The organism is Microbacterium nanhaiense, from assembly GCF_014646015.1.
GTDB classification, from domain to species: Bacteria; Actinomycetota; Actinomycetes; order Actinomycetales; family Microbacteriaceae; genus Microbacterium; species Microbacterium nanhaiense.
This window is the reverse complement of sequence record NZ_BMMQ01000005.1, coordinates 191977-205016: the sequence shown is the minus strand read 5'-3', so window position 1 is coordinate 205016 and position 13040 is coordinate 191977. Positions and strand designations below refer to the sequence as shown.

Annotated in this window: 12 protein-coding genes; 1 reads left to right on the top strand and 11 read right to left on the bottom strand. The window is 68.1% G+C overall.

Features of this window, described 5'->3' with window-relative positions; translation table 11 throughout:
- Positions 1-142: 142 nt before the first annotated feature.
- The 7 genes from IEX05_RS09830 to IEX05_RS09800 all read right to left on the bottom strand — a co-directional run bounded on the left by IEX05_RS09830 (position 143) and on the right by IEX05_RS09800 (position 8211).
- Positions 143-634 (bottom strand): CinA family protein, encoded by a 492-nt coding sequence (locus IEX05_RS09830; protein WP_188701361.1) that lies wholly within the window; start codon positions 632-634, stop codon positions 143-145.
- Complete coding sequence (pgsA, locus tag IEX05_RS09825; RefSeq protein WP_188701359.1) at positions 631-1206, bottom strand: CDP-diacylglycerol--glycerol-3-phosphate 3-phosphatidyltransferase; 576 nt, start codon at positions 1204-1206, stop codon at positions 631-633. Before pgsA ends, IEX05_RS09830 begins: the two co-directional genes overlap by 4 nt.
- Entirely contained in the window at positions 1206-4109 is a 2904-nt protein-coding gene (locus tag IEX05_RS09820) for a DNA translocase FtsK (protein ID WP_188701357.1), read from the bottom strand. The genes pgsA and IEX05_RS09820 overlap by 1 nt, the downstream gene beginning before the upstream one ends.
- Before the next feature lie 103 nt (positions 4110-4212).
- Positions 4213-5889 carry a ribonuclease J gene (locus IEX05_RS09815; protein ID WP_188701355.1) on the bottom strand — a complete coding sequence of 559 codons (1677 nt, stop codon included), beginning with the start codon at positions 5887-5889 and terminating at the stop codon, positions 4213-4215.
- Between the two features lie 33 nt (positions 5890-5922).
- Positions 5923-6900, bottom strand: a complete 978-nt coding sequence (gene dapA, locus IEX05_RS09810; RefSeq protein ID WP_188701353.1) for a 4-hydroxy-tetrahydrodipicolinate synthase — start codon at positions 6898-6900, stop codon at positions 5923-5925.
- Positions 6901-6910: 10 nt separating this feature from the next.
- Positions 6911-7405: a dihydrofolate reductase gene (locus IEX05_RS09805; RefSeq protein WP_188701351.1), complete on the bottom strand. Its 495-nt coding sequence runs from the start codon at positions 7403-7405 to the stop codon at positions 6911-6913.
- Positions 7405-8211, bottom strand: a complete 807-nt coding sequence (locus IEX05_RS09800; RefSeq protein WP_188701350.1) for a thymidylate synthase — start codon at positions 8209-8211, stop codon at positions 7405-7407. The genes IEX05_RS09805 and IEX05_RS09800 overlap by 1 nt, the downstream gene beginning before the upstream one ends.
- Positions 8212-8320: 109 nt before the next feature.
- Between IEX05_RS09800 and IEX05_RS09795 the strand changes: the two genes are divergently transcribed.
- Positions 8321-8743, top strand: coding sequence for an OsmC family peroxiredoxin (locus IEX05_RS09795; RefSeq protein ID WP_188701348.1), 423 nt, complete (start codon positions 8321-8323; stop codon positions 8741-8743).
- 67 nt (positions 8744-8810) lie between these two features.
- On the opposite strand, the gene IEX05_RS09790 is transcribed toward IEX05_RS09795, so the two are convergent.
- The 4 genes from IEX05_RS09790 to IEX05_RS09775 all read right to left on the bottom strand — a co-directional run bounded on the left by IEX05_RS09790 (position 8811) and on the right by IEX05_RS09775 (position 13025).
- Positions 8811-9263, bottom strand: coding sequence for a tetratricopeptide repeat protein (locus IEX05_RS09790; protein ID WP_188701346.1), 453 nt, complete (start codon positions 9261-9263; stop codon positions 8811-8813).
- The gene (gene dapB / locus IEX05_RS09785) at positions 9263-9985 is read right to left on the bottom strand and encodes a 4-hydroxy-tetrahydrodipicolinate reductase (protein WP_188701344.1); all 723 of its coding nucleotides are present in this window, start codon (positions 9983-9985) and stop codon (positions 9263-9265) included. Before dapB ends, IEX05_RS09790 begins: the two co-directional genes overlap by 1 nt.
- A 9-nt stretch (positions 9986-9994) precedes the next feature.
- Positions 9995-10597 (bottom strand): histidine phosphatase family protein, encoded by a 603-nt coding sequence (locus IEX05_RS09780; RefSeq protein ID WP_188701342.1) that lies wholly within the window; start codon positions 10595-10597, stop codon positions 9995-9997.
- 175 nt (positions 10598-10772) lie between these two features.
- On the bottom strand, positions 10773-13025 hold the full coding sequence (locus tag IEX05_RS09775; RefSeq protein ID WP_188701340.1) for a polyribonucleotide nucleotidyltransferase: 2253 nt from the start codon (positions 13023-13025) through the stop codon (positions 10773-10775).
- Positions 13026-13040 lie beyond the last annotated feature (15 nt).

Sequence of the window (13040 nt, the reverse complement as noted above, 5' to 3'; positions counted from 1 at the left end):
CTCCTTACGTTTCGCGTCTTACGATCTCGTTCACACGACCACGGAGTTGTCGCCGGATCGCTTGTCTGACATACCAGAGTAATCGAGATTCGGCCGCGAGATGCTCCTCACGGCAAATGGATATGTAGGTGGAACGCTTCTCTCAGTGCGAGTTATTCCCGAGCACGCGAAGCGCCAGTTCGAGCACCGCGTCGACGGCCGCGGCGCGGATCTCGGCCCGCCCGCCGCTCAGCTCGCAGCGCTCCACCACCACGTCCTCGGCGCTCGCGACGGCGACGTAGACCGTTCCCACCGCGTGCCCGTCCTGGGGGTCGGGGCCCGCCACCCCGGTGGTCGCAAGCCCGAGATCGGCGATCGATCCGTCGAGCGTGAACGCGCGCCGGATTCCGGACGCCATCTGCTCGGCGACCCGCGGATTCACCGCTCCGCGTTCGGCGAGCAGTCCGCCGTCGACGCCGAGGAGGTCGCGCTTGGCCCGCGTGTCGTAGGCGACGATACCGCCGCGCATCGTGCGAGACGCGCCCGGGACGTCGACGAGAGCGGAGGCTACGAGTCCGCCGGTGAGCGACTCGGCCGCGGCGATCGTCAGACCGCGAGCGACGAGTGTCTCGACCAAAGCCGCCGCGCGCGTCATGCGACCTTCCGCGCCCCGCGCAGCTGAGCAAGCACGTAGTCGAGTCCGCTCACGATCGTCAGCACCACAACGACCCACATTCCGATCGCCGTGACGAGGGTCCACGCTTCGCGCCCGATCACGACGTCGAGCGGCAGCAGCGCCCACGACAGCACGACGCCCTGCGTTGCCGTCTTGATCTTCCCCAGCCAGGCGGCCGCGACGACGTGCGTGCGGCGCACGACGAGGCGGTGAACCGTGATGCCCCATTCGCGAACGAGGATCACGATGACCATCCACCACGCGATCTCATCGAGCACGGCGAGGCCCACGAACGCCAGCCCCGTGAGGAGCTTGTCGGCGATCGGATCCCAGAGTTTGCCGAAGTCGCTCACGATCTCGTACTTGCGCGCGAGGAATCCGTCGACCCAGTCGGTCGAGATGGCGACGACGAACAGGATCGCCGCCGTCCAGCGGAGCGCGAGGTGGCCGTCACCGAACGGCCCCCCGACGAGGAGCAGCGCGACAAAGACGACCGCGAGCGGGATGCGCGCGAGCGTGATCGCGTTGGGAAGCTGCGGGTGGATGGCCATCAGTCGCGTCCCGTCAACTTCCAGGCGTCTTCGCCATCTTCGTCATCGCCATTTACGGTCGGGAGCCCATCGAACTGGGCCTCGATCGGGTCGACACCGTAGCGGTCATCGGCGTCGTTCGCCGACGGAGCCGGGGCCGCCGCCGCGGCCGGAGCAGCGGGTGGCTCCTCCCCCTTGAGCTTCGCGAGCACGGCGGGCAGTTGCTCCGGCGCCACGAGCACGTCGCGCGCCTTGGAACCCTCCGACGGCCCGACGATCTCGCGCGACTCGAGCAGGTCCATGAGACGGCCGGCCTTGGCGAATCCGACGCGCAGCTTCCGCTGCAACATAGACGTCGAGCCGAACTGACTCGAGACGATCAGTTCCGTGGCCGCGAGGAGTACCTCGAGGTCGTCTCCGATGTCCTCGTCGATCTCCTTCTTGGGCGCCTCAAGCGCCTCGGCGACGTCAGCTCGATACTCCGGTCGCGCCTGCCCCGTCACGTGCTTGACGACCGCGTCGATCTCGGCCTCGGTCACCCACGCGCCCTGGAGGCGGAAGGGCTTCGAGGAGCCCATGGGCGAGAACAGCGCGTCGCCCTGGCCGATCAGCTTGTCGGCACCGGGGCCATCGAGGATGACGCGCGAGTCCGTCACGCTCGTCACGGCGAAGGCCATGCGTGAGGGCACGTTGGCCTTGATCAACCCCGTCACGACGTCGACCGAGGGTCGCTGGGTGGCGAGCACGAGATGGATTCCGGACGCGCGCGCGAGCTGGGTGATGCGCACGATGGAGTCTTCGACGTCGCGCGGCGCGACCATCATGAGGTCGGCGAGCTCGTCGACCACGACGAGAAGGTACGGGTAGGGCTTCAGCACGCGCTCCGAACCGGCGGGAAGCTGCAGTTCACCCGCGACCACGGCCTTGTTGAAGTCGTCGATGTGACGGAAGCCGAACGACGCGAGGTCGTCGTAGCGCATGTCCATCTCCTTCACGACCCACTGCAGCGCCTCGGCCGCCTTCTTCGGGTTCGTGATGATGGGCGTGATCAGGTGCGGCACACCGGCGTAGGCGGTGAGCTCGACGCGCTTCGGGTCGACGAGCACCATGCGCACCTCGCTTGGCTTGGCGCGCATCAGCAGGCTCGTGATCATCGAGTTCACGAAGCTGGACTTACCGGATCCGGTCGATCCGGCGACCAGCAGGTGCGGCATCTTCGCGAGGTTCGCCACGACGAACCCGCCCGACACGTCCTTGCCGACGCCAATCGTCAACGGGTGAGTCGACTTCTGGGCGGCGGCAGAACGGAGCACGTCGCCGAGAGCGACCGTTTCGCGGTCGACGTTCGGGATCTCGATGCCGATCGCGCTCTTGCCCGGGATGGGCGCGAGGATGCGCACGTCGTTCGATGCGACGGCGTAGGAGATGTTGTTCGACAGCTGCGTGATCTTCTCGACCTTGACGCCGGGGCCGAGCTCGACCTCGTACTGCGTCACGGTCGGACCGCGCGAGAAGCCGGTGACCTTCGCATTGACCTTGAACTCGACGAAGACCTGCTCGATCTGCGCGACCATGCGGTCGTTCGCCTCGGAGCTGACCACCGCGGGCGGGCCGGCGGCGAGCTGCGCCGGCGACGGCAGCACGTAGGGCGCTTCGGGCGGCTGCGGCCCCCGCGAACCGGGGCCATCGGTCCCGAAGCCGGAGATCTCACCGAACTCGTCGTCGGGGCCGAGCTCGTCGTCACCCATGAGATCGATTCCGAAGTCGCCCGCCGCCGCCTCCTCACGGATCCGCGAGAGCGCCGGGTCGTCGAGGACCTGCGTCACCTGCTCGGCCGCGGTGACCTTCGGCTCCGGCGCCCGAGGCGCCGGGTCGTCAGCGAACGGGAGCGGCACGGGTGCGGTCTCCGTGGGCGCCGGAGCGTCGTCTGCGATGACCGCCTGGTCGTAGCCGGGGTCGTCCTGCAGCCCGAGGAGCTGGCCGAGGTGCACCGTGTCCGCCGGCACCTCGACGTCCTCCTCGCGCCCCGTGGCGTTGCGCCGCCACCACGGCAGCTCGTCCGCGCCATCGAAGAGCACGTCCTCGTCGGTCTTCTTCTTCCGCGAGCGGCGGACCCGCGCCGGCTTCTCATCGAGCACCTTCGTCTCGGCCAGGTCCGCCTCCGCGTCGCCGGCCGCCACGCGCGGTTCGCGCGGCTCGGCCTCGAACATCCACCGATACAGGTCGCCCAGGCGCTTGCCGATGCGGTTCGGGGGCGTCTTGGTAATGATCAGGAGGCTGAGAGCGATCAGCAGCGCGAGCACCACGTATGCGCCGATCGGCGAGAGCAGCTTCGCGAGCGGCTCGCCGATCATCCAGCCGAAGACCCCTCCCGACCCGCTGAGCGCGGGCATGCCCTCGGCGGGCGCCGGCCGACCGGAGGCGGGCTCGGGGCGCACCACCGCGATGTGGCAGATCGCCGCGACCGACAGCGTCAGGAGTGCCGTGCCGATCCCGACCCGACCGTTGTTGTACACCGAGGAGGGATGGCGGAACAGCCAGCCCGCGAGGAGCACCAGAACGACGGGGAAGACCAACGCCGTGCGCCCGATGACGCCGCCGAACGTGTACGCGCTGATGTTCTCGGCGACCGGGTTGTTGATGAAGAACCATTCGACGACCGCACCGGCGATCGCGAGCAGCACGAGGAAGAACGGGAAACCGTCGCGACGATCCGACTTGTCGAGCGTCTCCTGCCCGAACGCGCGGAAGAGCCCGCCGGTGGCACGGGCGAGCCCGTGCCACATCCGCACGGGTGCGGCGGGGCGCTCGGGGTCGCCGATGTGCTTCTTCGGCGCAGGGGCGGGCTTCGCGGCGCTCCCCTTCGAGGAGCCGCCGCGGCCGGATCCCGAAGAGTTCTTGGGCGCGGTGGACGATCGTGCCATGGGATCCACGGTACGCGTGACCGCTGACAATCGAACGCAGGACGCGCAAAAACCCGGGTGATCACCGAAGAATTCACCCGGGCTTGCGGCACCGTCGAGGCGTTTACGCCTCGATGACGAGGGGAACGATCATCGGGCGTCGGCGCAGGCGCTGACCCACCCAACGGCCGATCGTGCGACGGATCACCTGGCTGAGCGCGTGGTTGTCGCGAACGCCCTTCTCCGCGGCTTCCTGAAGGGCCGCAACGATCTTGGGACGGATCTTGTCGAAGACCTTGTCGTCCTCCGCGAATCCGCGGGCGTGGATCTCCGGCCCCGTGATGATCTTGCCGGTCTTCGAGTCGACGACCACAATGATCGAGACGAAGCCCTCCTCGCCGAGCACGCGGCGATCCTTGAGGTCAGCATCGGTGATCTCGCCCACCGACGAGCCGTCGACGTAGACGAAGCCGAGGTCGAGCTGACCCGACACCCACGCCTCGCCGTCCTTCAGGTCGATCGAGGTGCCGTTCTCGACGATGAACGTGTTCTCCTCGGGCACACCCGTCTGCTGCGCGAGGTTGGCGCTGGCCGTGAGGTGACGGTATTCACCGTGCACGGGGATGACGTTCTTCGGCTTGAGGATGTTGTAGCAGTAGAGCAGCTCGCCCGCCGCCGCGTGACCGGAGACGTGCACCTTCGCGTTCGCCTTGTGCACGACGTTGGCACCGAGCTTCGTGAGGCCGTCGATCACGCGGTAGACCGCGTTCTCGTTGCCGGGGATGAGGCTCGACGCCAGGATCACCGTGTCGCCCTCGCCCGGCGTGATGGCGTGGTCGAGGTTCGCCATGCGGCTCAGCACCGCCATGGGCTCGCCCTGCGATCCGGTCGACATGTACACGATCTTGTCGTCCGGGATGTCGTGCGACTTCTTGTAGTCGACGAGAGCGCCCTCGGGGACGTTGAGGTAGCCGAGCTGCTCGGCGATCGTCATGTTGCGCACCATCGAGCGGCCGAGCAGCGCGACGCGGCGGCCGTTGTTGACGGCGGCGTCGATGACCTGCTGCACGCGGTGCACGTGGCTCGAGAAGCTCGCCACGACGACCCGGCCCGTGGTCTTCGACATGACCTGGTCGATGACGGGACCGATCTGCCGCTCCGTCGGGGTGAAGCCCGGAACGTCGGCGTTGGTCGAATCGGGCAGGAACAGGTCGATGCCCTCCTCGCCGAGCCGCGCGAAGTGGCGCAGATCCGTGATGCGGCCGTCGAGCGGGAGCTGATCCATCTTGAAGTCGCCCGTGTGCAGCACAAGGCCCGCCTCGGTGCGGATCGCCACGGCGAGCGCGTCGGGGATCGAGTGGTTCACCGCCACGAACTCGAGGTCGAAGCCGCCCACCTGGCGCTTCTCGCCCTCACGGACCACGTTCGAGATCGGCGTGATCCGGTGCTCCTTGAGCTTCGCGGTCGTCAGCGCGAGCGTCAGCTTGGAGCCGTAGATCGGGATGTCCTCGCGCAGGCGCAGCAGGTAGGGGACGCCGCCGATGTGATCCTCGTGGCCGTGCGTGAGCACGAGGCCGACGATGTCGCCGAGTCGACCCTTCAGCGGCTCCATGTCGGGCAGGATGAGGTCGACACCCGGCTGGTGCTCCTCGGGGAACAGCACGCCGCAGTCGACGAGCAGGATCTTGCCGTCGAACTCGTACATGGCCATGTTGCGGCCGACCTCGCCGAGGCCGCCGAGGGGCGTGACGCGCAGGGCGCCGGATTCGAGTGCGGGCGGGTCAAAGACAGGGGTGGACATTGTGCCTTTCAGCGCGTGACGCGCAGGGTTTCGTCACCGTGTGGTGCCAGGCACCTTAGGCAGCGCACCGCCCGCGGCCGCATTGCGGTCCGGACGGAAGTTCGAGAAGTCCACGCCTTCGACGTCCTTCACGAGGGCGAGCTCGTCCTCGATGATGGCGGCCTCCCACTCTTCCGGGCCCACGAGCGGCAAGCGCACGCGAGGGCTCGAGATTCGGCCGAGGCCGTGGAGGATGTACTTGGTGGACACCGTGCCCGGAACGTGAGTCATCACGGCGCGGACGAGCGGCTCGAGCTTCTTGTGCTGCTCGGTGGCGGTTGCGAGGTCGCCGCGGTTGACCGCGTCGACGATGGTTCGGTATGGGCCGGCGGCGATGTTCGCCGTGACGCCGATCAGGCCCGTGGCGCCAATGGACAGTGCGGGCAGCGCGTTCGCGTCGTCGCCCGAGAAGTAGATGAGGTCGGTCTGGTTGAGGACGCGGCTGACCTCGCTGAAGTCGCCCTTCGCGTCCTTCACCGCGACGATGTTGGGGTGCTTGGCGAGACGGAGGAACGTCTCGTACTTGATCGGGACGCCGGTGCGGCCCGGAATGTCATAGGCGATGACCGGCAGATCGGTCGAGTCGGCGATGAGCCGGAAGTGCGTGAGGATGCCCGCCTGGGTGGGCTTGTTGTAGTACGGCGTGACGACCATGATGCCGTCGGCGCCTGCCTTCTCGCTCTTCTTGTAGAGGTCGATCGCGTGGGCGGTTTCGTTCGAGCCGCCGCCCGTGATGATCTTCGCGCGCCCCGACGCGACACTCTTGCCGACCTCGACGAGCTTGAGCTTCTCGGCATCGGTCAGCGTCGACGTCTCGCCGGTGGTGCCGGTGACGACGATGCCGTCGGCACCGGAGGTGATCACGTCGTCCATCAGCCGCTCGGTCGCATCCCAGTCGACCTCACCATCGGCGGTCATCGGGGTGACGAGGGCGACGAGAACCTGACCGAAGGGGTTAGCGGGATGCGTCATAGAGACAAGATTAGCGCGAGCGGCCTGGATCACGTGTGTACGTGACGAAGCGATACCGCGTCCCCGTGCGGCTCGTGAGCCACTCCCCCGCCCCGGACCGGATCCACTCGGCACCGATTTCGGGCGCGCGGGTGTCGCCCGCGACGTCGAGGTCGATCTCGGTCACGTACAGCTCGGACACGCGTTCCATCGCCTGCCGGTAGATCTCTCCCCCACCGATGATCCACGCGTCGCCGCCCGCGAGTTCGATCGCCTCCGAGAGGGATCCGCACGTCTGCCCACCCGGCGCCGCGTAGGATCCGTCGCGGGTGATCACGATGTTGCGGCGCCCGGGCAGGGGGCGAAACCGCTCGGGGAACGACTCCCAGGTGCGGCGGCCCATGATGACCGCCGACCCCCCGGTCTTCTCGGCGAAGTACGCCATGTCCTCCGGCACGTGCCAGGGCATGGATCCGTCCGCGCCGATCACGCCGCCCCGGGCCTCCGCCCAGATCGAGCGGAGCATCAGACCGCGACCGCGCCGCGGATCGCCGGGTGGTGCTGGTAGTCGACGACCTCGAAGTCGTCGTATTCGTAGTCGGAGATCGTCGCGGCCCGGCGGATCCGGAGCGTGGGGTACGGGTACGGCTCGCGGGAGAGCTGCTCGGCGACCTGCTCGCGGTGGTTGTCGTAGATGTGGCAATCGCCGCCCGTCCAGACGAACTCGCCCGGCTCGAGTCCCGCCTGCTGGGCGATCATCATCGTAAGCATCGCGTAACTGGCGATGTTGAACGGCACCCCGAGGAACAGATCCGCGCTGCGCTGGTACAGCTGGCAGCTGAGGCGCCCGTCCGCGACGTAGAACTGGAACATCGCATGGCACGGCGGGAGTGCCATGTCGTCGACCTCGGCCGGGTTCCACGCGGAGACGATCATGCGACGCGAATCCGGCGTGGTGCGGATCTGCTCGACGACCTTCGCGATCTGGTCGATGTGGCCGCCGTCCGGCGTCGGCCACGAGCGCCACTGCACCCCGTAGACCGGACCCAGATCACCGTTGTTGTCGGCCCACTCGTCCCAGATCGACACGCCGCGCTCCTGCAGCCACTTCACGTTCGAATCGCCGCGCAGGAACCACAGCAGCTCCAGCGCGACGGACTTAAAGTGCACCTTCTTCGTCGTGATCAGGGGGAACCCCTGCGAGAGGTCGTAGCGCAGCTGTCGCCCGAACACGCTCGTCGTGCCGGTCCCCGTGCGATCCGACTTGTGCGCACCGTTCGCGAGCACATCGCGGAGCAGGTCTTCGTATGGTGTCGGGATCGCGGCAGACATGCCTCCAGCGTACGCGGCGCCGCGTGGTGATTCGCCGCGTCTTCGTGACGTGTCTTCCGGGCGCCGTTAGGCTGATCCCGAAGGCACACCACTACCCCGAGGAGTCACCATGGCTGTCACCAGCGAAGCAACCGCCAACTGGTCGGGATCGCTCACCGAAGGATCCGGAACCGTCTCCGCCGCGAGCGGCATCGGCACGTTCCCCGTCAACTGGAAGGCGCGCTCCGAGGGCTCGGAGTCGACGACCACGCCCGAGGAGCTCATCGCTGCCGCGCACTCGTCCTGCTTCAACATGGCGCTGTCGAACGAGCTCGGTCAGGCGGGTTTCACGCCCACCTCGCTCACCACGACCGCATCGGTCACGTTCGTTCCCGGAACGGGCATCACGGGCAGCCACCTGAACGTGTCCGCGAGCATCCCGGGCATCTCGGAGGAGCAGTTCGAGCAGATCGCGAACGGCGCGAAGGCCGGTTGCCCGGTTTCGCAGGCGCTCGCCGGCATCGAGATCACGATCGAAGCAACGCTCGCCTAGATCGTCCGCGTAGCAGAACGGCCCGTCCTGAGGACGGGCCGTTCTGCTACGCGATTCGATCGTCGGATCAGCCTCGGCGAGCCAAGCGAATGGCCTGCCGAGTCGCCGCGCGAGCGCGCTTCCGGTCGCCCGCCGCGTCATAGACGACACCGAGCCGGAACCACGCGCGCCAGCTCTCGGGTTCGTCCTCGACGGCGCGCTGGTACGCCGGGAAGAGCGCGTCGGCGTCGGCGCGGACGACGCCACCGGAGGGGCGCAGGGCGACCTCCTCGTCGGGGAGCAGCCCCTCTTCGCCGAGTTGCTTGGCGAGCCGGTCTCCGCGCCAGCCGAACCACAGCTCTCGCCCGAGCGCCCAGAAGCCCAGGAGCGGAAAAACGATCATCGTGGCGCCCATGATGACCGCGACCGGCACCTCGGTGTCGATCCCGGTGCGGATGAGCGCGATGGAGCGACCGCCGAGCAGCCAGATGTAGAGGACGAAGACGACCGCCATCACGGCGACGCCGATACGGGTGCCCATCAGGCGAGCTCGAGGAAGTTCTCGAGACCGACGACGACGCCCGACGCGTCCGGCGCCCCCTCGAGCGCACGCCGGATGCCGGGGGCGTATGCGGCCTGCGGATCGGCGGTGTCGTGCTGGATCGTGAGACTCTCGCCGGGCCCGGAGAGGACGACCTGCTGCTGCGCGACGACGCCGGGCCGGCGGAGCGAGTGCACGGGCACGCCGGAGACGAGCTCACCACGCGCCGGCTGCTCCGCGTGGGGCGCCCGCACCGGCTCGTCCTTCGCGGCGGCGATGAGCTCCGCGGTGCGCACGGCCGTGCCGCTCGGCGAATCGATCTTCGTGTCGCGGTGCGCCTCCACGACCTCGGCGAAGTCGAAGAACCTGGCCGCCTGCGCGGCGATGCGCGAGCCGATGACCGAACCGAGCGAGAAGTTCGGGATGAAGACGACGGCCACGCCTGCGGCCTGCGCGAGCGGGGTGATCTCCGCGACCTTCTCGGCCGACCATCCGCTCGTGGCGACGAGCGTCGGAATGCCGCGCGCGATCGCCTCGCGGACGATCTTCTCGCTCGCCTCGATGTTCGTCGCGTCGACGACGAGCTCGGCGCCCGCGATCTCCGCCGGCTCGCTCGCGGATCCGAGCACTCGGGTCACCTCGAAGCCGGGCGTCTCGTCGATGACCGAATGGATGATCCTGCCGAGTTTGCCGGAGGCGCCGGCGAGAGCCACGAGAGTCATGGATCCAGTTTAGACGGGCGGGATTTCGGGCAGCCCGGTGCGCAGCTCGTACGGGAGGTGGGCGATGTCGTTGTGGCTCACGAGGCTCCAGGGGCGCCCCTTCTTCTGCGCCAGGATCGTGAGCCCACAATTGGCCTGGTTGAGCGTGAGCCAGCGCCATTCCTCCGCACCCAGCACCTCGCGCACGAACCAGGAGATGACGAAGTTGTGCGTGATGAGCAGCTCATGAACGTCGCCCGGCTTGCGCACGAGGAACTCGTTGACGGCATCGGCCATCTGCGCCTGCCCCGCCTCGATCTCCTCCTCGCTGATCCCGCCGAAGAAGGGCTCGAAGACCGAGGGCGTGTCCTCGCACATCCCTGTGGGCACGCAGTCGAACAACAGGGCGTGCGGCTGCGGGTCGATCGCCGGCATGCGCTCGGCGAGGATCTTCGCCGTCTCGGTGGCGCGCAGAAGCGGTGAATGCCAGACGGCATCGAACGGAACGCCCGAGAGGCGGTCGGCGAGAAGGCCCGCCTGGCGGACGCCTCGCGGCGAGAGCGGCCCGTCTTCGAGACCGTATTCGGCGTCCTGGTGTTCGCCATGGCGAACGAGATAGATGTAGTGCGTCACCGTTGATCCGCTTCGTCGAGGTCAGTGCTGTATCTGGCGCAGTGTGGGCATGTGTGCAGTATGAAAGCCGCGCGCTGAGGCGCCGCGGCTTTCATCCACCCTATCCCGCGTCACGGCCGAGGGCCTCGATTCCGGCGTTTCGGAAAGCGAGGCCCTCGACTACAGCGTCTGGAAATCAGGCTTCGGTCGCCTCGGCTTCGGGCTCAGCGCCCTCTTCCTGCACGAGCTCGAGCGAGAGCTTTCCGCGGTCGTCGACCTTCGAGATCTTGACGAGCAGCTTCTGACCGACGCTCACGACGTCCTCGATCGTCTCGACGCGCTTGCCGCCGTTGAGCTTGCGCAGCTCGGTGACGTGCAGCAGGCCGTCCTTGCCTGGGAGGAGGGAGACGAACACGCCGAACTTCGCGATGTTGACGGCCGTACCGAGGTACTGCTCGCCGACCTCGGGGTTGGTCGGGTTGGCGATCGCGTTGACCTGGGCGCGCGCGGCGTCGGCCGCCGGCCCGTCGGTCGCGCCGATGTAGACGGTGCCGTCCTCCTCGATCGAGATCGTGGCACCCGTCTCGTCCTGGATCGCGTTGATCGTCTTGCCCTTCGGGCCGATGAGCTCACCGATCTTGTCGACGGGGATCTGCACGCTGATCACGCGCGGAGCCGTCGGCGCCATCTCGTCGGGGGCGTCGATCGCCGAGTTCAGGACGTCGAGGATGCGCAGGCGCGCGTCCTTCGCCTGGGTCAGCGCGCCGGCGAGCACCTCGGAGGGGATGCCGTCGAGCTTCGTGTCGAGCTGGAGGGCCGTCACGAACTCGCTCGTGCCGGCGACCTTGAAGTCCATGTCGCCCAGGGCGTCCTCGGCGCCGAGGATGTCGGTGAGGGCCGCGTAACGCGTCTCGCCATCGACGTCCTCCGACACGAGGCCCATCGCGATGCCGGCGACGGGGGCGCGCAGCGGCACACCCGCGTTCAGCAGCGAGAGCGTCGAGGCGCAGACCGAGCCCATCGAGGTGGAGCCGTTCGAACCGAGAGCCTCCGAGACCTGGCGGATCGCGTAGGGGAACTCCTCGCGCGTCGGCAGCACCGGCACGAGGGCGCGCTCAGCAAGGAAGCCGTGACCGATCTCGCGACGCTTCGGGCTGCCGACGCGGCCCGTCTCACCCGTCGAGTAGGGCGGGAAGTTGTAGTGGTGCATGTACCGCTTCGACGTGGTCGGCGAGAGCGAGTCGATCTGCTGCTCCATCTTGAGCATGTTCAGCGTGGTGACGCCCAGGATCTGGGTCTCGCCGCGCTGGAAGATCGCCGAACCGTGCACGCGCGGGATGACCTGCACCTCGGCGTCGAGCGGGCGGATGTCGGCGAGGCCGCGGCCGTCGATGCGCACACCATCGGTGAGGATGCGACCGCGGACGACGTCCTTCGTGACCGACTTGTAGGCAGCGGAGACCTCTGCGTTCGCCGAGGCGGGAAGCTCGCCGGCCTCCACCTTGGCGGCGACCTCTGCCTTGACGCGATCCTTCAGTGCGTCGTCGGCGTCCTGGCGCTGCTGCTTGTCGGCGATCTGGTAGATACCCTTGAGCTCTTCCAGGGCCGCGTCGCGCACGACGGCGAAGACCTCGTCGGAGTACGAGGCGAACACCGGGAACTCGAGCGGGGCGCGCGTCGACGACGCGGCCATCTCGGCCTGCGCCGCGACGAGCTGCTTGATGAAGGGCTTGGCGGCCTCGAGACCGCCGGCGACGACCTCTTCGTTGGGCTTCACGGCACCGCCGCGGATGAGGTTCCACGACCCCTCCGTGGCCTCCGCCTCGACCATCATGATCGCGACGTCGCCGTTGTCGAGCACGCGGCCCGCGACCATCAGGTCGAACACGGCCTGATCGACCTGCTCCGCGTTCGGGAACGCGACCCACTGGTCCTCGTGCTGGCCGAGCCCGGGGATGAGCGCGAGGCGCACGCCGGCGATGGGACCCGAGAAGGGCAGGCCGGAGATCTGCGTCGACGCCGAGGCGGCGTTGATCGCGAGGGCATCGTAGAACTCGCCCGGTGCGATCGAGAGCACCGTCACGACGATCTGAACCTCGTTGCGCAGGCCGTTCACGAACGACGGGCGCAGCGGGCGGTCGATGAGGCGGCACACCAGGATGGCCTCGGTCGAGGGGCGGCCCTCGCGACGGAAGAACGAGCCGGGGATCTTGCCCGCGGCGTAGGAGCGCTCTTCGACGTCGACCGTCAGCGGGAAGAAGTCGAAGCCCTCGCGGGGGTGCTTGCCGGCGCTCGTAGCGGAGAGAAGCATGGTCTCTTCGTCGAGGTAGGCGGCGACGGCGCCCTGCGCCTGCTGCGCGAGGCGACCGGTCTCGAATCGGATGGTGCGCGTTCCGAAGCGGCCGTTGTCGAGAACGGCCTCGGCTGCAGTGATTTCTGGACCCTCCAAGGGATCCCTCCTTTT